The 23,692-nt window shown below is 70.2% G+C and carries 25 protein-coding genes; 13 read left to right on the top strand and 12 right to left on the bottom strand.

Translation table 11 applies throughout. The features are described 5' to 3' along the window. Positions 1 to 59 precede the first annotated feature (59 nt). The 3 genes from AB0N66_RS12640 to AB0N66_RS12630 all read left to right on the top strand — a co-directional run bounded on the left by AB0N66_RS12640 (position 60) and on the right by AB0N66_RS12630 (position 1,693). A complete protein-coding gene (locus tag AB0N66_RS12640) occupies positions 60 to 512 on the top strand; it encodes a DoxX family membrane protein (RefSeq protein WP_365432292.1) in 453 nt (150 codons plus the stop codon). Between the two features lie 43 nt (positions 513 to 555). Further along, positions 556 to 972 carry a Zn-ribbon domain-containing OB-fold protein gene (locus AB0N66_RS12635; RefSeq protein ID WP_365432289.1) on the top strand — a complete coding sequence of 139 codons (417 nt, stop codon included), beginning with the start codon at positions 556 to 558 and terminating at the stop codon, positions 970 to 972. A gap of 118 nt (positions 973 to 1,090) precedes the next feature. Continuing rightward, complete coding sequence (locus AB0N66_RS12630) at positions 1,091 to 1,693, top strand: GNAT family N-acetyltransferase (RefSeq protein ID WP_365432286.1); 603 nt, start codon at positions 1,091 to 1,093, stop codon at positions 1,691 to 1,693. Positions 1,694 to 1,733: 40 nt separating this feature from the next. On the opposite strand, the gene AB0N66_RS12625 is transcribed toward AB0N66_RS12630, so the two are convergent. Then, the gene (locus AB0N66_RS12625; protein ID WP_365432283.1) at positions 1,734 to 2,411 is read right to left on the bottom strand and encodes a pyridoxal 5'-phosphate synthase; all 678 of its coding nucleotides are present in this window, start codon (positions 2,409 to 2,411) and stop codon (positions 1,734 to 1,736) included. Between the two features lie 239 nt (positions 2,412 to 2,650). Next, positions 2,651 to 3,076 carry a pyridoxamine 5'-phosphate oxidase family protein gene (locus AB0N66_RS12620; RefSeq protein WP_365432280.1) on the bottom strand — a complete coding sequence of 142 codons (426 nt, stop codon included), beginning with the start codon at positions 3,074 to 3,076 and terminating at the stop codon, positions 2,651 to 2,653. 403 nt (positions 3,077 to 3,479) lie between these two features. Between AB0N66_RS12620 and AB0N66_RS12615 the strand changes: the two genes are divergently transcribed. Further along, complete coding sequence (locus AB0N66_RS12615; RefSeq protein WP_365432737.1) at positions 3,480 to 4,010, top strand: GtrA family protein; 531 nt, start codon at positions 3,480 to 3,482, stop codon at positions 4,008 to 4,010. Positions 4,011 to 4,252: 242 nt separating this feature from the next. On the opposite strand, the gene AB0N66_RS12610 is transcribed toward AB0N66_RS12615, so the two are convergent. Next, the gene (locus AB0N66_RS12610) at positions 4,253 to 5,455 is read right to left on the bottom strand and encodes an acetyl-CoA acetyltransferase (RefSeq protein ID WP_365432277.1); all 1,203 of its coding nucleotides are present in this window, start codon (positions 5,453 to 5,455) and stop codon (positions 4,253 to 4,255) included. Positions 5,456 to 5,659: 204 nt separating this feature from the next. Here AB0N66_RS12610 and AB0N66_RS12605 point away from each other — a divergent pair, with 204 nt between their 5' ends. Further along, positions 5,660 to 6,916: an acyl-CoA dehydrogenase family protein gene (locus AB0N66_RS12605; RefSeq protein ID WP_365432274.1), complete on the top strand. Its 1,257-nt coding sequence runs from the start codon at positions 5,660 to 5,662 to the stop codon at positions 6,914 to 6,916. Then, complete coding sequence (locus AB0N66_RS12600; RefSeq protein ID WP_365432271.1) at positions 6,916 to 7,452, top strand: nitroreductase family deazaflavin-dependent oxidoreductase; 537 nt, start codon at positions 6,916 to 6,918, stop codon at positions 7,450 to 7,452. The genes AB0N66_RS12605 and AB0N66_RS12600 overlap by 1 nt, the downstream gene beginning before the upstream one ends. A 155-nt stretch (positions 7,453 to 7,607) precedes the next feature. Here the strand turns inward: AB0N66_RS12600 and AB0N66_RS12595 are convergent, their stop codons facing one another. Then, complete coding sequence (locus AB0N66_RS12595) at positions 7,608 to 8,243, bottom strand: TetR family transcriptional regulator (protein ID WP_365432734.1); 636 nt, start codon at positions 8,241 to 8,243, stop codon at positions 7,608 to 7,610. Positions 8,244 to 8,447: 204 nt separating this feature from the next. Between AB0N66_RS12595 and AB0N66_RS12590 the strand changes: the two genes are divergently transcribed. Both AB0N66_RS12590 and AB0N66_RS12585 read left to right on the top strand, forming a co-directional pair. Next, positions 8,448 to 9,215 (top strand): VOC family protein, encoded by a 768-nt coding sequence (locus AB0N66_RS12590; RefSeq protein WP_365432268.1) that lies wholly within the window; start codon positions 8,448 to 8,450, stop codon positions 9,213 to 9,215. 317 nt (positions 9,216 to 9,532) lie between these two features. Continuing rightward, entirely contained in the window at positions 9,533 to 11,848 is a 2,316-nt protein-coding gene (locus AB0N66_RS12585) for a serine/threonine-protein kinase (RefSeq protein ID WP_365432265.1), read from the top strand. A gap of 188 nt (positions 11,849 to 12,036) precedes the next feature. Here the strand turns inward: AB0N66_RS12585 and AB0N66_RS12580 are convergent, their stop codons facing one another. Genes AB0N66_RS12580 through AB0N66_RS12570 form a run of 3 tightly spaced genes read right to left on the bottom strand, consistent with a single transcriptional unit; the run spans position 12,037 to position 14,413 of the window. Next, positions 12,037 to 12,816, bottom strand: a complete 780-nt coding sequence (locus AB0N66_RS12580; protein WP_365432262.1) for an enoyl-CoA hydratase/isomerase family protein — start codon at positions 12,814 to 12,816, stop codon at positions 12,037 to 12,039. Continuing rightward, positions 12,813 to 13,262: an OB-fold domain-containing protein gene (locus tag AB0N66_RS12575; RefSeq protein ID WP_365432259.1), complete on the bottom strand. Its 450-nt coding sequence runs from the start codon at positions 13,260 to 13,262 to the stop codon at positions 12,813 to 12,815. The genes AB0N66_RS12580 and AB0N66_RS12575 overlap by 4 nt, the downstream gene beginning before the upstream one ends. Positions 13,263 to 13,264: 2 nt before the next feature. After that, positions 13,265 to 14,413: a lipid-transfer protein gene (locus tag AB0N66_RS12570; protein WP_365432731.1), complete on the bottom strand. Its 1,149-nt coding sequence runs from the start codon at positions 14,411 to 14,413 to the stop codon at positions 13,265 to 13,267. Positions 14,414 to 14,565: 152 nt separating this feature from the next. Here AB0N66_RS12570 and AB0N66_RS12565 point away from each other — a divergent pair, with 152 nt between their 5' ends. Beyond that, positions 14,566 to 16,164, top strand: a complete 1,599-nt coding sequence (locus AB0N66_RS12565) for a FadD3 family acyl-CoA ligase (protein WP_365432256.1) — start codon at positions 14,566 to 14,568, stop codon at positions 16,162 to 16,164. A 31-nt stretch (positions 16,165 to 16,195) separates the two neighbouring features. Here AB0N66_RS12565 and AB0N66_RS12560 read toward each other — a convergent pair whose 3' ends face one another. The 3 genes from AB0N66_RS12560 to AB0N66_RS12550 all read right to left on the bottom strand — a co-directional run bounded on the left by AB0N66_RS12560 (position 16,196) and on the right by AB0N66_RS12550 (position 18,451). Then, a complete protein-coding gene (locus AB0N66_RS12560) occupies positions 16,196 to 17,089 on the bottom strand; it encodes a hypothetical protein (protein ID WP_365432253.1) in 894 nt (297 codons plus the stop codon). A gap of 329 nt (positions 17,090 to 17,418) precedes the next feature. After that, positions 17,419 to 17,619, bottom strand: a complete 201-nt coding sequence (locus tag AB0N66_RS12555) for a DUF397 domain-containing protein (RefSeq protein WP_365432250.1) — start codon at positions 17,617 to 17,619, stop codon at positions 17,419 to 17,421. Beyond that, positions 17,600 to 18,451, bottom strand: coding sequence for a helix-turn-helix transcriptional regulator (locus AB0N66_RS12550; protein ID WP_365432247.1), 852 nt, complete (start codon positions 18,449 to 18,451; stop codon positions 17,600 to 17,602). Before AB0N66_RS12550 ends, AB0N66_RS12555 begins: the two co-directional genes overlap by 20 nt. Positions 18,452 to 18,577: 126 nt before the next feature. On the opposite strand from AB0N66_RS12550, the gene AB0N66_RS12545 reads away from it, so the two are divergent. The 4 genes from AB0N66_RS12545 to AB0N66_RS12530 are packed head-to-tail and all read left to right on the top strand — an operon-like array spanning position 18,578 to position 19,857. Beyond that, positions 18,578 to 18,811, top strand: a complete 234-nt coding sequence (locus tag AB0N66_RS12545) for a hypothetical protein (RefSeq protein ID WP_365432244.1) — start codon at positions 18,578 to 18,580, stop codon at positions 18,809 to 18,811. Then, positions 18,808 to 19,194: an ATP-binding protein gene (locus AB0N66_RS12540; protein ID WP_365432241.1), complete on the top strand. Its 387-nt coding sequence runs from the start codon at positions 18,808 to 18,810 to the stop codon at positions 19,192 to 19,194. Before AB0N66_RS12545 ends, AB0N66_RS12540 begins: the two co-directional genes overlap by 4 nt. A 46-nt stretch (positions 19,195 to 19,240) precedes the next feature. Next, the gene (locus tag AB0N66_RS12535; RefSeq protein WP_365432238.1) at positions 19,241 to 19,483 is read left to right on the top strand and encodes a type II toxin-antitoxin system prevent-host-death family antitoxin; all 243 of its coding nucleotides are present in this window, start codon (positions 19,241 to 19,243) and stop codon (positions 19,481 to 19,483) included. Beyond that, a complete protein-coding gene (locus AB0N66_RS12530) occupies positions 19,483 to 19,857 on the top strand; it encodes a type II toxin-antitoxin system VapC family toxin (protein WP_365432236.1) in 375 nt (124 codons plus the stop codon). Before AB0N66_RS12535 ends, AB0N66_RS12530 begins: the two co-directional genes overlap by 1 nt. A 334-nt stretch (positions 19,858 to 20,191) precedes the next feature. On the opposite strand, the gene AB0N66_RS12525 is transcribed toward AB0N66_RS12530, so the two are convergent. Continuing rightward, entirely contained in the window at positions 20,192 to 20,422 is a 231-nt protein-coding gene (locus AB0N66_RS12525; RefSeq protein ID WP_365432233.1) for a sigma-like protein, read from the bottom strand. A 208-nt stretch (positions 20,423 to 20,630) separates the two neighbouring features. Further along, positions 20,631 to 23,582 carry a BTAD domain-containing putative transcriptional regulator gene (locus AB0N66_RS12520; protein ID WP_365432230.1) on the bottom strand — a complete coding sequence of 984 codons (2,952 nt, stop codon included), beginning with the start codon at positions 23,580 to 23,582 and terminating at the stop codon, positions 20,631 to 20,633. Positions 23,583 to 23,692 lie beyond the last annotated feature (110 nt).

The following is a 23,692-nucleotide window of genomic DNA, read 5'->3' as shown; positions in this document are numbered from 1 at the left end:
GTCCGCTTCCGTGCGGTGAAACTGACGTACCGTCAGAAACCGAGGGAGTGGGGTCGCCCATGGACACGATCTGGCTCAGCGGGGCGGAATGGCTGGCCGTGCTCCGTATCGGGCTCGGGCTGTGGTGGCTGGAGAGCTGGCGGCACAAGGACAAGAAGGCGTGGTTCGAGCGGGGGAGCGGGATCGCGTGGGCGGCGGACATCGCGGCGAAGCACCGGTGGAACGCGGTCCGAAGCGGCTTCGACACGGTCGTCGCGCCGCGCCCGCGGACGATGGCGTATGTGGTCGCGTACGCGGAGCTCGCACTGGGCCTCGGGCTGATCCTCGGCTTCCTGACGCCGATCGCCCTGGTCGGAGGGCTGCTCCTCAACCTTCTCTACCTCGTCCTCATGATCCACGACTGGGCCGAGCAGGGTCAGAACTCGATGATGGCGCTGATCTCGGTCGTCGCTCTGTTCGGGATGTCGTGGCAGACGTGGTCGTTGGACGACGCGATCGGGCTGTTCTCATGAGCGCCGGGGGCCGGGGAGTCCTCGTGACTGGCGGAGGGTCCCGATGAGCGGCGCGCGCTTCGATCTGCCCGAGGTGGACGCTTTCACGCGGCCGTACTGGGACGCGGCGCGGGAGGGCCGGCTGCTGGTGCGTCGCTGCGGGGGGTGCGGGCGGGTCCACCACTACCCCCGGGAGTTCTGCCCGCACTGCTGGAGCGAGGACGTGCGGTGGGAGCAGGCGAGCGGCCGCGCCACGCTCTACACCTGGTCCGTCGTCCACCGCAACGATCTCCCGCCGTTCGGCGAGCGCGTCCCGTACGTCGCCGCCGTCGTCGACCTCGCGGAGGGGCCGCGGATGATGACCGAGGTCGTGGAGTGCGCGGAGGGGGCGCTGCGGGTCGGGATGGGCCTTGGGGTGACGTTCCGGGACGTGGGGGGCGCGGGGGACGTGTGGGTGCCGGTGTTCCGGCCTTGGGGGTGAGTCGTACGGGCGCGGACAGTCGTACGCGCGCGGACGGCGGCTCGCAGGTCGACGCCCTGCTGCTCGGTGACCCGGCCCCGAGTGGGAGCCGTACGCGCTGAGGAGTTTCAATGGGTGGATGGCCGAAGTCCACGAGCAGTACGCCATCCAACCCTTCCCCGAGCGGCGCGGGCACGGTCTGCGGCTGCGCCCCTGGAACGCCGAGTCCGACGTCGACGTATCGGCGTGGCTGCGCGGGCTGTCCGACCCGGAGTTCCAGCGCTGGAACACGCCGCTGAAGATCGTCCGGGACATCGACGGCGCGCGTGAGTCGCTCCGCTCGCGTGCCGAGGCCGCGGTGGACGCGAGCGGTGTCTCCTTCTGCGTCACGGAGGCGGACACCGGCGAGGTGTTCGGCCACATCGGCGTCAACGAGATCGACCACGTCATGCGCTGCGCCCGCGTCGGCTACTGGGTCCTCCCCGACGCCCGCGGCCGCCAGGTCGCCACCCGCGCCCTCCTCGTCGCCACCAGCTTCGCCTTCACCGACCTCGGCCTGCACCGCCTGGAACTGGGCCACGCCCTGGGCCACGACGCGTCCTGCCGCATCGCCGAGCGCTGCGGATTCCCGTACGAGGGGACGCTGCGGGGCGCGATGTTCGAGGCGGGGCGGCACGACACGTTCCGGGATGTGCACTTGCACGGGCGGGTGGCCACGGATCCGGAGCCGACCGCCCCGTAATGACCCTCGACCTCACGGCCCCGACGTCACGACCCCGACCTCACGGCCACAGCAGTTCCTTGAGCCAACCAGCTTCCGCACGACGGTAGTTGAGGCGTACGTGGCGTCTGTGGGCGTCTCCCTGGAAGAACTCCGCCTCGTTCGGGCGGAGGTGGTAGAGGGTCCAGGTGGGGGCCGGGGTGGCGGGCTCGCGCTGGGCCTGAGACCAGGCCGCGTCGGACGCTCGCTCCAACTCCTTTTGCGACGGCAGGATTTCGCTCTGGTGGCCGACGAGGGCGGCGGCCAGTGCGCCGGTGGAGCGCGCGTGCAGGTCCGCCTGGCTTGCCGCGGGAGGGGCGACGGTGACGGGGCCGCGGAGGCGGATCTGGCGGCCCTGCGCGGGCCAGTAGAAGCCGAGGGCGGCGTACGGGCGGGCGGCCAGTTGCCGCCCCTTGCGGCTCGTCGCGTGCGACGCGAAGGACCAGCCGTCCGCGTCCGCCCCGTGCAGCATCACCGTACGGACGTCCGGCAGTCCGTCCTCGTCCGCCGTGGCGAGGGACACGGTGTGCGGCTCGGTCTGTCCCGCCGCCACCGCCTCCGCGAACCACCGCTCGAACAGCGGCAGTGGCTCGTCGGGCGCCGCCCCCGGATCGAAGGGGGGCAGCTCGGTGTCCCAGACCCGTTGGGACCGGAGCAGACGAACGAACTCGGCGGACGGGTCGGCATGGTCGGCGCTCATACCCCGATTGTCACGCGGGACCCGCCTCGCGCCGAACCCGCCTCACCCGACTCACGCCGAACCCGCCTCACCCGACTCACGCCGAACCCGCCTGACCCGCCTCACACCGAGCCCGCCTGACCCGCCTCACACCGAGCCCGCCTCCCACCGAACGGGCCTTACGACTGACTGGGTTTACGACTGACTGGCTTTACGCCCGACCCCGTTTCGGGCCCGACCTGCCCCACGCCCAACTCGCCTCACACCGAGCCGAGGTCGGACGAGACCCAGTGTTCGGGCTGCATGCGGACGATCACGTTGGCGCCGTGTTCCTTCCATGCGAAGTCGACGTAGGCGTCGACCTTTTCGGCCGGGAGGTAGCGGGCCGAGATCTCCTGGAGCTGTTCGCGGGTGGCGGGAGTGCTGTCGAGCACCGGTCCCTCGACCGACACGTACCGGATGGTGGGTTCGAGCCGGTCGACCATCAGCGTGAACCGGCCCGCCGCGCTGATCAGGCTGTTCTTACGGGAGTTTTGCCCCGTCATGATCCATACGATGCCGCCGGGCTCGTACTGGTACCAGATCGGCACGGTGAGCGGGGCCCTTCCCGCCCCCGCGTCGATCGCGATCGCGGCGACGTGCGGCTCGGCGAGAAAGGCTTCGCGCTCTTGGCGAGTCAGGGCCATGTCGGTCTCCTCCATGCTGCGGGCAGGCTGCGAACACTGGTTGTCTGCGTCAGCGTGCCCGGTACCGCTCCGCATTCCGGGCGACCGACACACCCGCGGGCGGGGCCGACACCCCCGTGGGCACCCGGCCCATGGTGGGGCTAGCCGTACCCCCAGTTGGGTAGTGCACCTCCTCGTGCTGAGGCGCGGGCGACGACATCGTTGAACCCAGTTGATCCCAGAGGTTCACGGCCCCGCCCGGAAGGAAACCCCTCCCATGAATTCGCTGCTCTTGTCGCAGCCGGAGACGGCGTTCGCGGCGCGGGGTTCCGAGCCGACGGAGCCCGGCACGGACGGGGTACGCCCGATCCGGGTGACCCCAGTGACCCCAGTGACCCCAGTGACCCCCGTAACCCCGGCGCCTCTGGCTGTCCCGGCGATCCCGGCGGCCCCGGAGACCCCTGCGACCCCTGGCCCACTCGCCTCCTTCGCCCGGTTCGTCCTGTGCGGCGGCGGTGTCGGGCTCCTCTCCAGTGCCGCCGTGGCGATGCTCGCCGGGACGCTGCCCTGGGCTGTGGCGAACGCGCTGATCACCGTCGCCTCCACCGTCCTGTGCACGGAGTTGCACGCACGCTTCACCTTCGGGGCCGGGCAGCGTGCCGGATGGCGCCAGCACTGGCAGTCGGCGGGATCGGCCGTGGGCGCGTACGCGGTGACTTCCGTCGCGATGTTCGCCCTGCATCTCGCGCAGTCGTCGCCCGGGACGCTGACCGAACAGGCCGTCTACCTCAGCGCCTCCGGGCTCGCCGGAATCGGACGCTTCCTGGTGCTGCGCCTGTTCGTCTTCGCGGGCCGCCGGAACCGGACACCGGCGCCGGCGAAGATACCGACGCCGGTCAGGGCGGTACGTCAGAACCGGTCAGCGCCGAACTTCTTTGCCCTGTCGGTGGGTTGAGTTGTTCAGGGCCTCACCCATGTGTCGCAGTCGTCGGTGCTGGAGCCGCGCCGCAGAGGACGGACAGGACCAGACGGAACCACAGTTTGGGTGAGTGGTCCCCGCCATGCCATGAATCGGCCCCTCTCCACTCGCTTCACCGCTTCTCTACGGGTCTCTCTGGTACCCCGCGGACTGTCCGACACGCGAGTGAAGTGCCGTACAGGTAGATGGTGTTGAGGGTTCGAGGCATCGGTCGCGGCTCACCCCCGCCCCAGCACCACCGTCCCTGAGGAGCAGAACCACCCGCCCGTACCCGAGGCCACCGCCAGCTCCGGAAGGCGCCCGCCGGTTTTTCTCACCTGGCGTTCCCCGGCCTCTCCGCGCAACTGCCGTACGGCTTCCACCAGTAGGAACAGCCCCCGCATCCCCGGGTGTTGGGCCGAAAGACCGCCGCCGTCCGTGTTGACGGGCAGTTCCCCGCCCACCAGCAGCCGGCCCTTCGCGGCGTCCACGAACGGACCTCCCTCCCCCTTCTCGCAGAAGCCGAGGTCCTCCAGTGTCACGAGCGTCATGTAGGTGAAGGCGTCGTAGATCTCGGCCAGGTCGATCTCGTCCGGGCGGACCCCGGCGCGGGAGAAGGCGAGGCGACCGCTCACCGCCGCCGGCGAGACGGTGAAGTCCGCCCACTCGGACATGGCGGTGTGCGAGACGTGCTCGCCGGTGCCGAGGACCCAGACGGGAGCGGTACGGCAGTCCCGTACGTACTCCTCGGCGGCCAGCAGGACCGCCGCGCCGCCGTCGGAGCGGATGCAGCAGTGCAGCTTGGTGAAGGGGTCCGCGATCATCGGGCCGGACAGGACGTCGTCGACGGTGACCGGATCGCGGAACATCGCCTCCGGGTTCGCCGCCGCGTTCGCGCGGGCCTGGACGGCGACCGAGGCGAGCTGTTCCAGGGTTGTGCCGTACTCGTGCATGTGGCGCCGGGCGGCCATCGCGTACTTGGCGATGAGGGTGTGGCCGTACGGGACCTCGAACTGGAGGGGGCCCCGGGCGCCGAAGGACAGGTTGCTGGTGCGGCGGCCTGCCTTGATGTCGGCGCGGGCGGTGGAGCCGTAGACCAGCAGGACCGCGTTCGCGTGGCCCGCCGCGATCGCGTCGGCCGCGTGGGCCGCCATGACCTCCCAGGTGGAGCCGCCGACGGAGGTCGAGTCGACCCAGGTGGGCCGCAGCCCCAGATACTCCGCCACCTCCACGGGCGCCAGCGTGCCGAGGCCCGCCGACGCGAGACCGTCGACCACCTCACGGCCGAGCCCCGAGTCGGCCAGCGCACGCCGGGCGGCCTGGGCGTGCAAGGCGTACGGGGTCGCCTCGTCGACGCGGCCGCAGTCGGAGAGGGATACGCCGACGACGGCCACCCTGCGCTTACCGGAAGTCCTGGCCTTGGTGGGAGTTCCTGGCGTCATGAATCTGACGGTACATCAGGTAATGGTGGGTGGGGGAGGGTGTCGCGGGCCTGTGCGTTCCCGCGCTGCGGGGCGGTGCATTCCCGTGGTGCGGGGCCAGGTGTTCCCATGGTGCGGGTCCATCCATTTCCGTGGTGCAGGCCTGTGCATTCCTCTGGTGCGGGCCTAATATGACGGTCCGTCAGATCCGGGGAGGAGGCTGCCATGGACGCCCGTTTCACCGCCGAGCAGGAGGAGATCCGGCGCACGCTGAGGGAGTTGCTGGTCAAGCGGTGCGGGCCGGAAGAGGTGCGGGCCGCCGTGCGGAGCCCCGACGGATACGATGCCGCGCTCTGGGACGCGCTCGCGCAGCAGCTCGGGCTGCCCGGGCTCGCCCTTCCCGAGGCGTATGGCGGTGTCGGCTGCTCGGTCACCGAACTCGCCCTCGCCTGCGAGGAGTCGGGGCGCGCCCTCGCCCCTTCCCCGCTCCTGTCCACGGCCGTCCTCGCGGCCCCGCTGATCCTGGCCCTGGGCACCGAGGCCCAGCGCGCGGAATTGCTGCCGCGCCTTGCCTCCGGCGAGGTGACCGCCGCCCTAGCGGTGCCGGGCGCGCGGCTTGCGACGGTGCTCGGACTGGTGGGCGACAACCGCGGCGACTGGGCGGGCGGCGGCCGTGCCGGTGGCATACAGGCTCGGCAGGTCGATGGTGTGTGGCGGCTCTATGGGCAGGCGGCACAGGTGCTCGACGGACATAGTGCGGGGCTGCTTGTGGTGGCTGCGCACACAGGGGGCTTCGTACGGGCTCGGACGCTGCTGTTCCTCGTACGGGCGGGGGAGACCCGAGTAGGGGACGGGGCTGTCGACGGGCTCGTGCGGGTCCGGCAGACGTCCCTCGATGAGACGCGGCCCCAGGCACGGATCGAACTCCGTGATGTGGAAGCCGAGTTGCTCGGGGACGATGGCGCCGATGTGTCCGGAGCGCTCACCGATGTCGGGGACGTGGCTGCTGCCGTACTAGCCACCGAGGCCGTGGGCGCCGCCGACCGGGCTCTGGAGCGGACGGTCGAGTACGTGCGGCAGCGGGAGCAGTTCGGGCGGGCGATCGGGTCGTTCCAGGCGGTGAAGCACCGGCTGGCGGATGTGTATGTGGGGGTGCAGGCGGCGCGCTCGGCGGCGTATTACGCGGCTTGGGCGGCCGGTGCCAGCCCTGGTGCCGGTGCCGGTGCCGGTGCCGGTGGTGAGCGGGTGGGCGGGCTCGCGCTCGCTCAGGCGCTGGAGGCCCTGCGGGTCGCCGCGTCCGAGGGGATCCAGTTGCACGGCGGTATCGGGTTCACCTGGGAGCACGAGGCCCATCTGTACTTCAAGCGGTCGGCCGGTGACGAGCTGCTCTTCGGGCCGGTGCATCGCCTACGGGGGCACGCCGCCGATGTGGCGCACTTGTTCGATTACGGCGGCGACAGCCGTGGAAAGGTGGCCATGTGATGCCCAGTGCCAGTGACCGTGCCAGTGCCCGAGTCGGCGGCCGGGTTCCAGGGGTCCGGCTGGTGCAGAAGGTCTCCTCGACCCGGGCGTTCGCGCGGGTCGCGCCGCACCTCATTCCCGCGCTGGACCGTGTGGTGCACCGGCTGACGCGCGGCAAGGTGCTGCTCAGTGCACAGATGCTGCCGGGGGTCATCCTCACCGTGCGTGGTGCCAGGAGCGGGCTGGAGCGGCGTACGCCGTTGGCCTGTATGCCCGAGGCTTCCGAGGGCGAGGGTGCCGCCGGTCCGGGCAGCTGGATCCTCATCGGCTCCAACTTCGGCCGCCCGGATCACCCTGCCTGGACCGCCAATCTCCTCGCGCATCCGGACGGCGGGATCAGCTGGAAGGGCGAGGACATCGCCGTAACCGCTCATCTCCTGGAGGGGGACGAGCGGGCCGCGGCCTGGAAGGCGGTGGTGGCGTTCTGGCCGCCGTACGTCACTTATCAGGAGCGGATCGACCGGGAGATCCGGCTGTTCCGGATCGTGCGGCGCTGAGCTCGTCCGAAGGCGGAGAAGGAAGGGCTGTGCCGCGCGCACAGCGCAGCAGGCGGCAGTCCACAGGGATGGGTGGACTGCCGCCCGCATGACAGGAGTTGAACCACTGGACGGGAAGGGGCAGGGGTGGGGGCAGGAAGGGACGCGAAGGATGGCTACTTCGTGGGCTTCTTCCCCGTCACGCCCAGGTGCACCAACAGCGCCAGATTCGGCTTGAGTTCAGCCTGCTTGACGCCCCACGACTGGAAGCCCCTCTGGTGCGAGGCCACCGCCGCGAGCAGGGCGACGAGGGAACCGGCCATCGCCGCCGGGTTCACGTCCTTGTCGACCTTGCCCTTGGACTGGAGATCGGTGACCGTGTCCGTAAGGGAGTTGTTCACGGAGTTGAGGATCTTCATACGGATCTTGTAGAACCGTTTGTCGCCCTCGGCGGCACCGAGATCGACGACCCTGAGGATCGCGTCGTTCCGCCGCCAGAACTCCAGGAAACCGTCGACGAGTTCCTGTGAGGTCTGCCAGCCTGCCTTGCCGACCCAGGAACGCCCGTCGAGCAACTGGGTCAACCCGGCGCCCTCCGTGGCCATTTGCTCGGCGATCTCCAGGACGGCGCCTTCGACGTCCGGGAAGTACTGGTAGAAGGTCGCGGGTGAAGTGCCCGCCTTCCGGGCGACATCAATGACTTTGACGTCCCGGTAAGGGGAGGAGCTGAGCATCTCGCTGAGGCAGTCGAGCAGCTTCTGCCGGGTCGCCTGCCCACGCCGCCCGGCCACGCGGCCGTCGACGGTACGCACTTGTCCTGTCATGCCGTCAGCTTACCGAGGGGTGATCGGAGCGCGATTCGGCCGACTGCAAATGGGGTGCGGCTGCTCATCACAGGGGTGCGTGTGCCTGTGCACACAGGGTGCGGGTGCCTGTTCACGCGGGGGTGCGTGTGCCCGTGCACAAAGGGATGCGCATGCTCTGCGGGATGCGTGAAGGCCCGTTAGCTTGGCCGCATGGCCGAATCCGCCCCCTTGCCCGAGAGCCCCGCCGCTTTCTCCGAAGGCGTCCCCTGCTGGGTCGACGCGCAGCTCGCCGATGTCGCGGCCGGCAAGCGCTTCTACGGTGAGCTCTTCGGGTGGACCTTCGAGGAGGGGCACCACCCGGACGAACCCGGGGCTCCGGCGCGAGGGGCCGTGCGGGCGCACCTTCACGGCGAGCCCGTCGCCGCCCTCGTGCCCAAGCGGGACGGCCGGATGCCCACCGTCTGGACCGTGTACTTCGCGACGCCGGATGCCACCGCGCTCGCCGACCGGATCGGGGCGGAGGGCGGCCAGCTGATCACCGCGCCGACGCCGGTGGGCGACTTCGGCACGAGGGCCCTCGCGGCCGACCCGGAGGGCGCCGTCTTCGGCCTCTGGCAGGCCGGCACCCACCCCGGCTTCGGCAAGCGCTACGAGCCCGGCACCTTCTGCTGGGCCGAGCTGTACGCCCGGGACATGGCGACGGTCGACCAGTTCTACGGCACCGTCTTCCTGGATGCGCTCTTCGGCCCCGATGCCTCCCCTGATTTCGGCAGGGCCCCCGTGGCCGACGTCTTCCCGGCCGAGATGCCGCCCCACTTCCTCGTCCACTTCGGCGTCGAGGACTGTGACGCCGTACTCGGGACGGTGAACCGGCTCGGCGGCCGCGTCCAGGCGCCGCCCTTCGACACGTCGTACGGGCGGGTGGCGGTGGTCACGGACAACCAGGGGGCGTCGTTCGCCCTACTTCAGCGGTCCTAGACGATAGGCGGTCCTGGATGGCAGGCGCCGTACTTCAGCGGCCCCAGCCGGTAGGTAGGGCGGCGAACTTGTAATAGACCTGGCGTCTCGGCCGCAAAAGGCCTCGTCCGAGCCGTATACGGGGGTGGTGTCCCGGCCGTGCTCGAAAGTGCGGCCATTTTGCCCCAAGACACCCCGATCCGCCCCCGGGTTCGCAACCATCGGCTCGGACAGGAAGAATCGGGGTGCGTGCCGCCATGGCGGTGCGGTGGTGAGACGCTGCACGGGGCCGCGTTCATACGTGGATGACGTGGCTCGTACGGGGAGGTGGCAGGCAAGTGGTGGATCAGCTGACGCAGCACGATCCGCGTCGGATCGGGCCGTTCGAGGTGCTGGGGCGGCTGGGTGCCGGCGGCATGGGGCTGGTCTATCTCGCGCGCTCGGCTTCCGGCCGGCGCGTGGCAATCAAGACGGTCAGGACGGAGCTCGCCGAGGACCAGTTGTTCCGGGTCCGTTTCTCGCGCGAGGTCGAGGCGGCCCGGGCTGTGTCCGGCTTCTACACGGCGGCCGTGGTCGACGCCGACGCGCGCGCGGCCGTGCCGTGGCTGGCCACCGCGTACGTGCCCGCGCCCTCGCTGGAAGAAATGGTGAATGAGTGCGGGCCGATGCCGGCCCAGGCGGTGCGCTGGCTGGCGGCCGGTGTCGCGGAGGCGCTGCAGTCCATCCACGGCGCGGGCCTCGTCCACCGCGACCTGAAGCCCTCGAACGTCCTCGTCGTCGAGGACGGCCCGCGAGTGATCGACTTCGGCATCGCCTCCGGTGTCTCAAACACTCGTCTGACCATGACGAACGTCGCCGTCGGCACGCCCGCGTACATGTCGCCCGAGCAGGCGAAGGACTCGCGCAGCGTGACCGGCGCGAGTGACGTCTTCTCGCTCGGTTCGATGCTCGTCTTCGCCGCCACCGGCCACGCCCCCTTCCACGGCGCGAACCCCGTCGAGACGGTCTTCATGCTGCTCAGGGAGGGCCCGGACCTCGAAGGCCTGCCTGCGGAACTGCGCCCGCTCATCGAGTCCTGTATGCAGATGGAGGCCACGGGCCGCCCCAACCCCGCCGACCTCCAGGCCCAGCTGGCACCCCACCTCTTCGGCTCCGGATCCGACGACAGCGGTACGGCGTCGGCGTGGCTGCCCGAGCGTGCGGTGAGCCTGATCGAGGCGCGCCGCGGGGGCCGGCCGCCCGCGAAGCCCGCGCCGTCGGCAGGCCGCAGTGGCGGCGGGCGTGTGCCGCCCCCGCCCGCGCACGCCCCCCTGCCCGTCGGGGCGCCCGACACCGGCCCCGTGCGCCTCGCGGGTGGCCAGGTGCCCATCGGCCCAGGTCCGCGCGTTGTCGATGCCCGCGCCGCCGCCGTCAAGGCACCCCCTCCGGAGGCGGGCCTCGCCGCGTCCTGGTCCCGGCCGCGCCCCGGCGTGAACGGCGCCGACCCCGCGCCCGTCGTCGCGCCCCCCGCGCCGGACTCCCCGTCCGGCTGGCGGCCGTGGCGCTTCCGTATGTCGAACGACGTCTGGGGTACGCCCTCGGTCGCCGACGACCTGGTCTACGTCACCTCCTTCGAGGTGCACGCCCTGGACGTCGCGACCGGCCGGCGCCGCTTCAAGACGCGCGACGTGGCCTGGTCCATGTCGGTGGCGGACGGCCGTATCCACGCCTCCGACGGTCCCACGCTCTTCGCGCTGGACGCCCGGGAGGGCGGTGACCTGTGGCGTCTGTCGACGGACGCCTGGGTGTACTCCCTCAAGGCCGACCGGGGCACCGTCGTCACCGGCACGCGCGGCGGCGGCGTACAGGCCTGGGAGGCCGCCAACGGCCACAAGCTGTGGCAGATCTCCGGCGCCCAGACCGACTTCGAGTCCCCGGAGGCCGGGCCCGCCGTCCACGACGGCACCGTGTACGTCTGGCAGGACGCCCGGCTGCGTGCCCTGGAGGCCCGTACCGGCGAGGAGCGCTGGTCCTACCCGATCGGTGACGCGGCCTCCTGCGGCGGTGTGCCGGTGCGGATCACTTCGGCGCCCGACGGGTACGTGTACGTCTCCGCGGGCACCCGTGTTCTCGCCATCGACACGGCGAACGGGCATGTCCGCTGGCACTTCGAGGCCCCGGCGGTCTTCCTCTGCCCGCCGGCCTTCGTGCCGGGTCCCGCCGTCACCGGCGGTGGCGTCTACCTCGCCGACTACCTCGGCACCGTGTACGCCCTCGACGCCACCGACGGCCGTGACCGGTGGCGCATCGCGACCGAGTCCCGATCCTCGATCGAACCGGTCCTCGTCGCCGCCGGCCACATCCACGTCGGCAGCGGCAAGGGCCTCTACACCCTGGACGCCGTCACCGGCACCCCCAAGTGGCGCTTCCAGGCGGGCGGCGACCTGGTCGGCGCCCCAGCTGTCGCCGAGGGCCGCATCCACTTCGGTTCCACCGACCATCTCCTGTACACGCTGAAGGCGGACGACGGGCGGCTGCGGTGGAAACTCGCCACCGGCGGTGAGATCACCGGAGCCCCGGTGGTCAAGGACGGCGTCGTGTACGCCTGCAGCAAGGACCGGTGCGTGTACGCGCTCGACGCGGAGAAGGGGACGGGGACGGCCCGGACGGTGTGAGGGGTTGTTCGCCCCCTCCGCCCCTTCCCGTCCCGTACTTCCGGGGCTACGCCCCGTTTCAGCCCGTCCGGCGTTTGAGGACGAGGTCGTTCAGGCCGACAGCGGGGGTCTGGGGGCGGCAGCCCCCAGGGACAAGGGACGGGTAGGGGCGGAGGGGGCGAAAAACACCCCACCGCCGCCCCCTGACGTCAACGGGTCCTGAACGCCGAGCGCCGGGCGCTGAACAGCCCCGCCTGCCGCTCGCTCGGCAGGTTGCCGAGGGAGACGAGATGCGGCGCGTGGGCGAGTGCCTGGGTACGCGCCGCCTCCTTCGCCGACCACAGCGCACGCACGGTGCCCTGGACGGCCTCCGTCGGATACGAGGCGATGACCGCGGCACAGGACACGGCCGCAGCCAACGCCCCGCCGGGCGCGGTGAGTTCGGACACCAGCCCCACCTCATACGCCCGCCGCGCCGAAATCCGCTCCGCCGTCCCCATCAACGCCATCCGCGCCACCTCCCCGAACGGCATCCGCTGCGCCATGTAGATGGACTCGTACGCGCTGACCATCCCGTACGTGGTGTGCGGATCGAAGAAGGTCGCCGCCTCGTCCGCGACGACGAACTCCGATTCCCCCAGCAGGTAGAAGGCACCCCCGCAGGCCATGCCGTTCACGGCGGCGATGACCGGCTTCCACAGGTCGTTCGCCTTCGGCCCGATGGCGAGGAGCGGATCGTCCACCATGTAGGGGGAGTTGGGCTGCGGAACGTCGACGCCCCGGTCGATCCCGGTACAGAACGCCCGCTCGCCCGCCCCGGTGACGACGAGGGCTCGTACGGAGTCGTCGTACCGGAACTCCCGCCACGCCGAGGCGAGTTCCGAGGCCGTCTCGACGTCGATGGCGTTGAGCTTGTCGGGCCGGTCGAGGGTGAGGACGGCGACCCCGGTGTCCTTGTCGGTGGTGACGCGCAGGCCGTTTCCGCTCATGGCCGATCCAGTATCCAGCGCGGCACGCACACCCCGTCCGTCTCAGCGAAGACCACCTGCACCCGCGCCCCGATCCGAATCCGCTCCACCGGGGCGGAGTTGAGCGGCGCGCCGGGCCCGCTCACCAGATTCCCCACGAGCCGGATCCGCGGAGCCTCCGCGAGTTCGACCACGATCGCGTTGTACGGGGCCTGAGCCGCGTACGCGGGAAGGAGCGGCGGATGCGGGACGACGTACGACCAGACGCGCCCCCGCCCGCTCATCCTCCGCCACTCGCTCGCGAAGGAGTGGCAGTGCGGGCAGCAGGGACGGGGCGGGAAGCGGAGTTCGCCGCAGTCGGCGCAGGCCTGGATTCGGAGTTCGCCGCGGGCGGCGTACTGCCAGAAGGGGGCGCCGTCGTCGTCGGGGACAGGGGAGAGGAGGGCGGCGTGGTCGTCGTCGCTCATGGTCAACTCCTCAGGAGAAGGGCGGAAGTCGGGACGCCTTCGCCGGCCGTGACCAGGCAGGTGGCGGCGCCCGGCACCTGGGCGGTACTCGTGCCCCGCAACTGCTTCACCCCTTCGTTGATGAGGTTGAAGCCGTGCACGTACGCCTCGGAGAGCCCGCCTCCCCCCGTGTTCATGGGCAGCCGCCCGCCGATCTCCAGCGCACCGCCCTCCGTGAACCCCGCGCCCTCGCCCTTCCCGCAGAAGCCGTATCCCTCGAGGGAGAGCGGTATGAGAGGCGTGAACGCGTCGTAGATCTGCGCGACGTCCACGTCCTCGGGTGTGAAGTCGGCGTGTTTCCAAAGGTGTCGGGCGGCGGTCCAGGCGGGGCCGGTGAGCGGGTCGTCGTTCCAGTAGTTGACCATCCCGTGGTGCTGGGAGGGCAGGCCCTGGGCGGCGGAGTGGACGTACACGGGCTTGCGTCGGCAGTCCCTGGCCCGCTCGGCGGAGACGACGACACACGCCAACGCGCCATCCGTCTCAAGGCAGTTGTCGAAGAGGCAGAGGGGTTCGCTGATCCAGCGGGAGGTCATGTACATCTCGCGGGTGAGGGGGCGCTCGTACATGATCGCGGCCGGGTTCTGGTTGGCGCGGTTGCGGCAGGCGAGGGCGACGTTGAAGAGGTGGTCGCGGGTCGCGCCGTACTCGTGCATGTAGCGGCGCGCCAGCATGCCGATCTCGTCGGCGGGTCTGAGGAGTCCGAAGGGGCGGGTCCACTGGGCGGGGGTGGGGAGTTGGACGGCCGTGTTCTTCCAGGGCCGGGGCCCGCTGCCCCGCTTCCGTGACCGCCAGGCGACACCGACCGTGGCCTGTCCGGTGGCGATGGCGGCGGTGAGATGCGCGACGGTGGCGCACGAACCCCCGCCCCCGTAGCCCACCTTGCTGAAGAAGGTGAGGTCACCGAACCCGACGGCCTTCGCGACCTCCACCTCGTCCGTCTCCTCCATGGTGTAGGAGGCGAGCGCGTCGACCTCGGCGGGCTCGATCCCGGCGTCGTCGAGGGCGGCGAGGACCGCACGACAGGCCAAGGCCTTCTCGGACTCGGGGAGTTGGCGGGCGAAGGGGGTCTGCCCGATCCCGACGATGGCGGTGGCGTCCTTGATCCCCGGCATGGTCCTTGGGGCGGTCCTGGGAGTGGCCCTTTTTGCGGTCCTTGCCATGTGCGCACACCTCCGCACGGAGTCCCAACAGCTGACAGGGCGTCAGGCTACAGCTAATCTGACGGTCAGTCAGCAGTTGCGTTTCGGGTGCGGGGAGGCGTGAGATGCGCGGAGACCTGGAGTGGGGCAGCATCCCGGGACTGGTCCGGTCGGCGGCGGCACGCTTCGCGGACCGGGAGGCGGTGGCCGACGGCCGTACCCGTATCTCGTTCGAGGAGTTGGGCGCCCGCGTCGAACGCGCGTCGGCGGCCAGTCTCGCGAGCGGGGTCCGGCCGGGCGACCGGGTCGCCATCTGGGCCCCGAACACCCTCGACTGGATCGTCTCCGCGCTCGGCGCGGTGTCGGCGGGGGCCGTCCTGGTCCCGCTGAACACGCGCTTCAAGGGGACGGAGGCGGCGTACGTACTGGCCCGCAGCCGGGCCCGCCTGCTCTTCGTGACGGGCACGTTCCTGGGCACGTCGTACGTGGCGTCGCTGCGGCGGGCCGCGGGGGAGGGAGACGGCGCGGGTCCGCTCCCCGGCCTCCCGCACCTGGAACAGGTGGTCGTGCTCTCGGATGACGCCCCCGCCGACTTCCGTACCTGGAAGGACTTCCTGGCGGCCGGGGAAGGCGTGGGCGCGGCGGAGGTACGCGAACGGGAAGCCGGCCTCTCCGGATCCTCCCCCTCCGACATCGTCTTCACCTCCGGCACGACCGGCCGCCCGAAAGGCGCGGTCATCACCCACGCGCAAACACTCCGCGGCTATGCGATCTGGAGCGAACTGGCGGGCCTGCGCGAAGGCGACCGCTACCTGATCGTGAACCCCTTCTTCCACACCTTCGGCTACAAGGCGGGCATCGTGGCCTGCCTGATGCGTGGCGCGACGATGATCCCGCAACCGGTGTTCAACGTGGACACGGTCCTCGCGAACGTGGCCTCGGAACGCATCTCGGTCCTCCCCGGCCCGCCGACTCTCCACCAGTCCCTGCTGGACCACCCCTCCCGGGACGCCCACGACCTCTCGGCGCTGCGCCTGGTCGTGACCGGCGCCGCCGTGGTCCCCCTCCGCCTCGTCGAACGCCTGAAGTCGGAGCTGAAGATCGACACGGTCCTGACGGCGTACGGGCTTTCGGAGGCCAGCGGAATCGTCACGATGTGCCGCCGCGGAGACGCCCCGCCCGTGATCGCCTCGACCTCCGGGCGGGCGATCCCGGACACGCAGGTACGGGTGGTGGGCCCGAAGGGGGAGCCCCTCGCGCCGGGCACCCCCGGCGAGGTCCTCGTCCGCGGCTTCAACGTCATGCAGGGCTACTTCGAGGATCCGACGGCCACGGCCGCCGTACTGGACGCGGACGGCTGGCTGCGCACGGGCGACGTCGGGGTCATCGACGCCGAGGGCAACCTCCGCATCACCGACCGGCTCAAGGACATGTTCATAGTGGGCGGCTTCAACGCCTACCCCGCCGAGATCGAACAGCTCCTCGGCCTCCACCCGGATGTCGCCGACGTGGCGGTGATCGGCGTCCCGGACGGCCGGCTGGGCGAGGTCGGCAAGGCGTATGTCGTGCGGCGTCCCGGGGCCGTGGTGACGGGGGACGACCTGATCGCCTGGTCTCGCCGCGAGATGGCGAACTACAAGGTGCCGCGGGGGGTGGAGTTCGTGGGGGAGCTGCCTCGGAACGCGAGTGGGAAGGTGGTGAAGGGGGAGTTGCGGGGGCGGTGACCTGGGGGTGGGAGTGGTGGGGAAGGGGCGGCTACGCTTCCGCGCTTCCTGGGCCGGGGGTCGAGGGGATCTTCGGGTGTGGGCCGAGCTTGGTGAGGGCGGTCTGGATCTCCTGGACGATCTGGGCGGGGCGTCCGAAGACGTCCGCCGCGGTGTACCGGAGGAGGAGGCGGACCTCCGGGCACTGGAGGACCTGGTTGTAGCGGGCGATGTCCCGGTGGTGGGACGCGCGGCTGCCGTGGTAGGCGTACCCCTCGATCTCGACGGCCAGCCCTTCGGCCCGGAAGAGGAAGTCCAGGAGGCAACGGCGGCCGCCGAGGGTGAGGAGTTCGGCCTGGGGCTCTGGACGGAGGCCGGCGTCGTGCATGCGCAGACGTGCGATTGTCTCTGCGGGTGAGCCGGCGTACGGGTCGGCGAGCTTCAGCCGGCGGCGGGCCCTGGCCGCCCCGAGCAGAGGAGCTTCCAGCGCGGCTGCGATCGCGTCGCGAGTCGTGAGCGGTGCGCGGCGGATTCCGTCGACCCTGCGCCAGGTCAGGGCCGACTCCACGGCGACGAGCGCGTCGTCCCTAGGCCCGGCTCGCAGCAGATCCGCGAGCGTGCGGCCGATACCCGTGATCCGCAGGCCCCCTCGCTCCACGACATCGCCCTGCGTGAGGGGCAGCCGGTACACGCGCACCCCCTTGCCCGCCCGTCGGATGGACAGACTCGGGTCGCAGAACTCCAGGGCCGCTTCTTGTGCCGCCCCCTGTGCCTTCGCTCCCTGTGCCGTCGCTCCCTGTGTCGTCGTCCTCTGCGCCGCTCCTCGCGCCGTTCCTTGGGGCAGGTTCAGCACCTCGATCCGCCACAGTGCGGCTGCCGAGCGATGACTGATCACGAGCTGCGGTTTGAGCAGCTGCACGGCGCGGAGGCGAGTGGCAAGATCCACGCCTCGCCCCGGCTCGGCCCAGACCCCGGCCCGAACCCGGGTCCATCCCTCCGCCCCAAGCTTCCGGAAGAGACTCTGCCTAGGCCACCCCCCCCAAGGGCACGCGAAACAAGCAACACGCCCCCTCAACCATCCCGCCCAACCCCACTCGCTCCACACCCCCACTTTCCCGCACATCCCCCACCCGCACTCGCCCCTGTGGATAACCAAGGCCGGCCGGGGTGTTGAGGGGGAATGGCAGATGTGTACCAGGGACAGGGGACGCCACCAGGCGTTTTCGTGGCGGTGGGTGGGACGTATCTGCCAATCGCCCCCGCGTGGCTGGTGGGTTAGTGCTTCAGGGGTGAGAGGAAGGAGGTCCAGGCTTTGGGGTGGAAGAGGAGGACGGGGCCTGTCGGGGACTTGGAGTCGCGGACGGGGATTACTCCGGGGAGGCCGGGGGCTACCTCGACGCACTCGCCGCCGGTGCCGTTGCTGTAGCTGCTCTTGCGCCACTTCGCGGCGCTCAAGTCAATCTCGTGGCTTGCCATTTCGATAGTCCTCTGCCGCTGCCTCGATCATGGTGAGGGACGCCTCAGGCGACAGTGCGACGGCCCTGAGCAGATCGTACGACTCCCGGTACTGCTTCACGAGCGCCGGATAGTCGATGAGTTGGCCGCTGTGCAGACTCTCGGCGTACACCACCGGAGGAGCGTCCGCGAAGGTCATGATCCGGGTCATGCCCATCATGAATGGATGGGCGGCGGCGGTTTCTGGAACGATCTGCAAAATGGAGCGCGTGGTCCTGGCCAGCTCTGCGATGTGCACCAGCAGCCCCGCCATCTGCTCGTCCGGGAGAGCCGGGCGACGGATCAGTGATGCGTCGAGGATCGCCCAGAACTTCGGCGGGTTCTCCGAGTCGAAGAGTTCTGCCCGCGCCATCCGGGCGTTCACCTTCTCCTCGACCTCGTCGTCCGAGGCTCGGGGCATGGCCGCCCGTACGATCGCGCGCGCATACGCCCCTGTTTGCAGCAGCCCAGGCACGATCATCGGAGCCCAGTCCTCGATCGTCTCCGCATGCCGCTCCATCTCGGCCACGTCCGCGAAGTACTCCGCGTGCCCCGACTGCCGCGCCCTGCGCGCATCTTCACAACGGCGCTCGAAAAAGCCGTCTGTGTCGAGCTTCTGGTCGACGTGCTTGGCCAGATCCAATGTCATGCGCCGCTCGCCGCGCTCGATCTGGCTCAGGAAGGGCACGCCGCGGAAGCTCCCTTCCGCCAGCTGCTCCAGCGTCAGGCCCGCCAGCTCCCGCTGATAGCGCAACTCGGCGCCGTAGAACGAGGGAACGTTCGCCGACGCGTCGGGATCCTTACGGGAGGGCACAACTCACCACCGCCATTTGCTAATTGCCCTGCGCAACCCAAACCCCTTTTACGGTACGCAACTTCGCGTCACTGTGTGACTGGTTCATTACGGAACGTACGGACACGCGCACCGGAGGCGTACCCCATGCAAGACCCCCAACCCGCCCATCCCCCAACCGCCGACGACGTCGATCGCCGCGTGGACGAACTCCGCGCAGCCCTCGCCGCCCACGGCATCACGCTTCCCTCCTTGCGCGTGGATCTGCCGACCTTCGCGGGTACGTATCCACCCCCGGCAGGGTTGGTCGCGCTCGGCAACTGCAACACCGCCACCGCGCGCAAGCTCACCGCCGTGCTCCAGAAGGCGGCCGAACAGTGAACGCGCCGCAGCACCTTGAGCTCGATCTGCTCGCCTTGCCGAAGGTGGTGCCGGACCTGCGCCGCGCCGTGCGTCAGCACCTGGGCGCACCCTGCTCGGACGTTCAGCTCTGCGCCACGGAGCTCGTTGCCAACGTGATCCGACACGTGGGCGAGGGCACTCCCGTACGCCTACGGGTGACCCGCGCGGACGGGGACCGGATCCGGGTCGAGGTGACCGACCCCGATCCGCGCGCCCTGCCCGTCCTTCTGTGCGCCACGGGGGATGACGAGTCGGGGCGGGGGCTGGCTCTGCTCGATGCGGTGGCGCTTCGGTGGGGCGTGGAGCAGGGAGCGGTGGGCAAGACGGTGTGGTGCGAGCTGAGGGAGGCAGGCTATGCTTAGTCCAGTACTTAGTCCACCCGTTGGATCCGCTGATCGTGAGGCCGTCGTGGAAGCAGCCCGGCAATACAACGTGCACGAGGCCAAGACGCACTTCTCGCGCATCCTGGAGCAGGTCGCGACGGGAGAAGAGGTCGTGATCAGCAAGGCGGGGGAGCCGGTGGCCAAGGTGGTTCCGCTGCGGCCCAAGGTGCGGCGGTCGGGGCGAGGGTCGCTCCGAGGGCAGATCCACATCCCGGACGACTTCGATGACCTCCCGGATGACATCGCCGACGCCTTCGGGATGCACTGATGCGGCTCTTGCTCGACACACACGTGATCCTGTGGTGGCTGGACGACTCCCCCGAGCTGTCGGGGGAGATCAAGGATTTCCTTGACACCGAGCCCGGGGTGTATGTGAGCGCGGTGACGCCATGGGAGATCGCCATCAAGCAGTCGCTGGGGAAGCTCGCCGGCCCGGAGGACCTGGCCGAACGGGTTCGCGACAGTCAGTTCACCGGCCTGCCCATCACGGCGGGGCACGGGGTGCGGGCCGGTCGCCTTCCGGCGCATCACCGCGATCCCTTCGACCGCATACTGATCGCTCAGGCGCAGACCGAGGGCATGACGCTGGTGACGCGAGACAAGCGGATTCCGCAGTACGACGTGCAGGTCATGGCTGCCTGAGCGGCGGTGCGCCTGCAGTTGTGCGGGGCGCGGGTGGCGGCGGGTGGGACATATCTGCCAATCCCCTGCGCGTGGCTTGCGCTGCTCGACGCGGGATGCGCGGGACGTGGCGCGGGCGCCGGCCGAGCATGCCGATGGGGGCCGAGCCGGGTGGGCTCGGCCCCCATCGGGGAGTGGCTGAGTTACGGGGCGGGCGAGTCCAACGGGGCCAGGGACTCGGACGGCTCCCTCCAAGGATTGGCCCGAACCTCCCCCGGTACGCGCCCCGGACATGCATCGGCCGCGGTGGCTCCCCCTCCGCGCCACCGCGGCCGATCCCCGTCGGGATGGAGGTCTACTTGTTGTCGAGGCCGAGCGCCGGCGGGGCAGGCTGGTGGCTGTCCAAGGTGGTTATCACGCTGTCGATGGGCGGCGCGGGCTGGTGGCTGTCCAACGTCGTGATCTCGTCGCCGCTGGGCGGCGCGGGCTGGTGGCTGTCCAAGGTGGTGATTTCGCTGTCGCTGGGCGGGGCAGGCTGGTGGCTGTCCTGCGTGGTGAGGTCCTGGTCCTTCTCGGCGTCGCTCATAGCTAAGAACTCCTGTGGGATTGACGGTGTGTGGGCTGAGAACGCCCACTCGGCAACTCCCCCGAGGGTTGCCGAGCGGGCGTTCTGGGGCCGACCACCTTATCCGTGGGGCCCATGCGATCCGTCTGCCCCCCGACGCGACGGGTCGATGTCCCAGAGAGTGGCAGCGACCCATAAACGTTCGATGAACGCCGAGTCAGCCGGTACGTCAGGCCGCCGCGACCGGGTTGAGGAGGCCGCGTACTTCATCGGCCTCCCGTGCCCCTGAGTCGTCGTGGATAGCTAGGGCGTCGTGCCAACAGGCCCGTGCGCGGTCGAGCTGCCCGAGGCGGTCGAGGGACTTCCCCAGGAGAGTCAGAACGTTGGCGCGCATCCATTCGCCACCAATACAGCCGGTGGCGAGTGCTTGCTCAGCGTGCTGAGCTGCTTGGCCTGGACGGTGGGCCAAGAGGTGAACCTGCGCTATGCGGAAGTGAGTGGTTCCCTCCCACAAACGCTGGCGGTTCTCCACGAAAACCTGAAGGGCCTGGGTGAGTTGATCCAGCGCCTCGGTGTGGCGGCCCGCGTGGCCGAGGACAATCCCAAGCGCATACCTTGCGTTGGCGAGGCGGAAGGTGAGGCCGAGTTCGTCGTAGATGGCCATCCCTTGACGAGCAAGGTCAATTGCCGCGCTCGTGCGGTTCATTGAGTCCAGCCCCCGAGACAGATTGCATAGGGCACTCGCCTCGCCGGGCCGGTTGCCGTCGTTACGGAAGGCTTCGATGGCGGTGAGTAGATAGGCCTCGCCGACTGCATGCTGATTCATGCAGTTTGCGATGATGCCTTGCTCGTTGGGGGCGTTGCCGCTGGTCCAGGGATCCCCGGACTCGCGGCTGAGTTCCGCGGCTCGGTCTGCCTCAGCTGCGGCCTTCTCGAAGTGCCCCGAATTGTTGAGTACTTGAGCGAGGGTGACACACGCGCGTCCCTCGGCATGCCTATCACCGAGTGCTGCCGCAGCGTCACGTGCCGCGCATGTAGCCGACTCGTAGCGTAGGGAGCTTGCCCCGGACTCCGACAGATCCTTGGAGGCAAGGAGGAGATCAACTGCGCGCCGCAGCGTCCCTGGCCCCAACGACTGCTGCACACAGGCCAGAATGCAAGCCGCCTCGGAGTGCAGCCAATCCAGCGCCTTCCCATCGTCGATGAACTCCTGGCCCGCTTGCTCGGTCACCTCAAGGTGGTCCACAGTCCGGTCGCCCGGGCGCTCTATGGCGTACACCCGTGCTGCGGTGGCCAAGTAAAAGTCCAACAACCGCGACAACGCCGCATCCCGCTCACTGGGCGGTTGCTCATCCCGCTCCGCGCAAGAACGCGCGTAAAGCCGTACGAGATCGTGATACCGGTACCGACCAGGCGCCGCTGACTCCAACAACGACGTGTCGACGAGGGACTCCAGCAAGTCCTCCGTCTCTTCCACCGGAAGATCCAGTACCGCGGCTGCCGCCGCCAGCGACATGTCCGGCCCGTCCGCCAGCCCCAGTAGCCGGAAGGCACGGGCCTGGCCCGGCTCCAACTGCCCATAGCCCAGCTCGAAGGTCGCCTTTACGGCAAGATCCCCGGCCTGCAACTCGTCCAGCCGTCGCCGCTCGTCCCCGAGCTTCGCCGCCAGTACGGACACCGTCCACGTCCGTCGTGCGGCCAGCCGCGACGCCGCGATGCGGATCGCGAGTGGCAGGAAGCCGCACGCCGCCACCACGTCGAGCGCGGCCTTGCGCTCCGACTCGACGCGCTCGCGGCCCACGATCTTGGTGAAGAGCTGGAGGGCCTCCTCGGGGGACATCACGTCCAGGTCCACCAGATGCGCCCCGGCCAGGTCCACCATCCGTACGCGCGAGGTGACCAGGGCCGCGCACCCCTCCGTCCCCGGGAGCAGCGGACGTACCTGTGCGGCGTCCCGCGCGTTGTCCAGCAGGACCAGTACCCGGCGGCCGTCCAGCACCGACCGGTAGAGCGCCGAGCGCTCCTCCAACGAGTCCGGGATGGACGAGTCGGCGGTGCCCAGGGCCCGCAGGAACGCCCCCAGCACAGTCTCAGGCTCAGCGGACCGCGCCCCGGCCCCCTGCAAGTCGACGTACAACTGCCCGTCCGGGAAAGCGCTCCGCGACTGGTGGGCCACGTGCACGGCCAGCGTCGTCTTCCCTACGCCTCCGATGCCCGCCAGCGCGGAGACGGCCATGACGCGGTCCTCGTCGGAGGAGGCGGCGGCAAGGACGTCGCTCAGTTCCTGGACGAAGGCGGCGCGGCCGGTGAAGTCCGTGACGGTGGCCGGGAGTTGGGCCGGGCGCACCGGTGCTGTCGCGGGCTCCGCGGCCGGGGCGGACGGTTCGGCCAGGGCCGGGTCCGCCTGGAGGATGCGCTGCTGGAGTTCCCTCAGGCCCGCTCGTGGGTCCACGCCCAGTTCGTCGGCCAGCAGGCGCCGGGTGTCCGCGTACACGGCGAGGGCCTCGGCTTGGCGGCCGGAGCGGTACAGCGCGAGCATCAGTAGTTCGCGCAGCCGCTCCCGGAGCGGATGCGCCGCCGTGAGTGCGGTCAGTTCCGACACGGCCTCCGCGTGGCAGCCCTGCTCCAGGTCCATGTCGAGGCAGGATTCGAGGAGTTGAAGCTGGAACTCCTCTAGGCGTGCGCGCTGCGTATCCGCGGAGGGGCCCGGCATGTTCGCCAGCGGTTCCCCTTCCCACAGGCTCAGCGCCCGCCTCAGTACGTCGCGGGCGTGGCAGAGATCGCCGGCGTTGCGGGCCTTCTCGGCGTCGGCCGCGAGTTCCTGGGCGAGGGCGAGGTCCAGCGTTCCGCCGCCGCCGAGCAGCCGGATCGCGTAACCGCCGGACTCGCTGACCAGGATCTCGGGGCCCAGCGTCTTCCTGAGCCGTGATGCGTACGTACGGACGGTGGCCAGTGCCTGGGCCGGGGGATCGTCACCCCACAGGGCGTCGATCAGCTCCGCGGCCGTGGCCGTACGTCCTTCGCGGAGCAGCAGGACCGCCAGCAGGGCGCGTTGCTGCGGAGATCCCGCGGGCAGGAGCTCCTCCCCGCGCCAGGCGCGCACCGGGCCGAGCACACAGAAGCGCAATGCCGCCGATTCCTCGCGACCCCGCTGCTTCGGTACTCGCGGCACACCGTCCATCGCTGTCCCCCTGCCGAACCGTTGGTACTAGGACGCCAGTTTGCCTTGTTCATGGCGGATGCGTCAGCTGTGGGAGACAGCGATCACAGGCCGCCGTGCCAAGCCCCACG

The organism is Streptomyces sp. NPDC093544, assembly GCF_040683495.1.
Lineage (GTDB): Bacteria > Actinomycetota > Actinomycetes > Streptomycetales > Streptomycetaceae > Streptomyces.
The sequence above is the reverse complement of the archived record's forward strand: the minus strand, read 5'-3'. Positions and strand labels throughout refer to the sequence as shown.

Excerpts from the sequence above, each read along its gene's own strand:
- AB0N66_RS12600 (WP_365432271.1), top strand. The coding sequence starts at position 6,916 with ATGCCCAGTGCCAGTGACCGTGCCAGTGCCCGAGTCGGCGGCCGGGTT.
- AB0N66_RS12590 (WP_365432268.1), top strand. The coding sequence starts at position 8,448 with ATGGCCGAATCCGCCCCCTTGCCCGAGAGCCCCGCCGCTTTCTCCGAA.
- AB0N66_RS12575 (WP_365432259.1), bottom strand. The coding sequence starts at position 13,262 with ATGAGCGACGACGACCACGCCGCCCTCCTCTCCCCTGTCCCCGACGAC.
- AB0N66_RS12525 (WP_365432233.1), bottom strand. The coding sequence starts at position 20,422 with ATGAGCGACGCCGAGAAGGACCAGGACCTCACCACGCAGGACAGCCAC.
- AB0N66_RS12565 (WP_365432256.1), top strand. The coding sequence starts at position 14,566 with ATGCGCGGAGACCTGGAGTGGGGCAGCATCCCGGGACTGGTCCGGTCG.
- AB0N66_RS12635 (WP_365432289.1), top strand. The coding sequence starts at position 556 with ATGAGCGGCGCGCGCTTCGATCTGCCCGAGGTGGACGCTTTCACGCGG.
- AB0N66_RS12610 (WP_365432277.1), bottom strand. The coding sequence starts at position 5,455 with ATGACGCCAGGAACTCCCACCAAGGCCAGGACTTCCGGTAAGCGCAGG.
- AB0N66_RS12545 (WP_365432244.1), top strand. The coding sequence starts at position 18,578 with ATGCAAGACCCCCAACCCGCCCATCCCCCAACCGCCGACGACGTCGAT.
- AB0N66_RS12580 (WP_365432262.1), bottom strand. The coding sequence starts at position 12,816 with ATGAGCGGAAACGGCCTGCGCGTCACCACCGACAAGGACACCGGGGTC.
- AB0N66_RS12625 (WP_365432283.1), bottom strand. The coding sequence starts at position 2,411 with ATGAGCGCCGACCATGCCGACCCGTCCGCCGAGTTCGTTCGTCTGCTC.
- AB0N66_RS12640 (WP_365432292.1), top strand. The coding sequence starts at position 60 with ATGGACACGATCTGGCTCAGCGGGGCGGAATGGCTGGCCGTGCTCCGT.
- AB0N66_RS12520 (WP_365432230.1), bottom strand. The coding sequence starts at position 23,582 with ATGGACGGTGTGCCGCGAGTACCGAAGCAGCGGGGTCGCGAGGAATCG.
- AB0N66_RS12605 (WP_365432274.1), top strand. The coding sequence starts at position 5,660 with ATGGACGCCCGTTTCACCGCCGAGCAGGAGGAGATCCGGCGCACGCTG.
- AB0N66_RS12620 (WP_365432280.1), bottom strand. The coding sequence starts at position 3,076 with ATGGCCCTGACTCGCCAAGAGCGCGAAGCCTTTCTCGCCGAGCCGCAC.
- AB0N66_RS12530 (WP_365432236.1), top strand. The coding sequence starts at position 19,483 with ATGCGGCTCTTGCTCGACACACACGTGATCCTGTGGTGGCTGGACGAC.
- AB0N66_RS12570 (WP_365432731.1), bottom strand. The coding sequence starts at position 14,413 with ATGCCGGGGATCAAGGACGCCACCGCCATCGTCGGGATCGGGCAGACC.
- AB0N66_RS12555 (WP_365432250.1), bottom strand. The coding sequence starts at position 17,619 with ATGGCAAGCCACGAGATTGACTTGAGCGCCGCGAAGTGGCGCAAGAGC.
- AB0N66_RS12630 (WP_365432286.1), top strand. The coding sequence starts at position 1,091 with ATGGCCGAAGTCCACGAGCAGTACGCCATCCAACCCTTCCCCGAGCGG.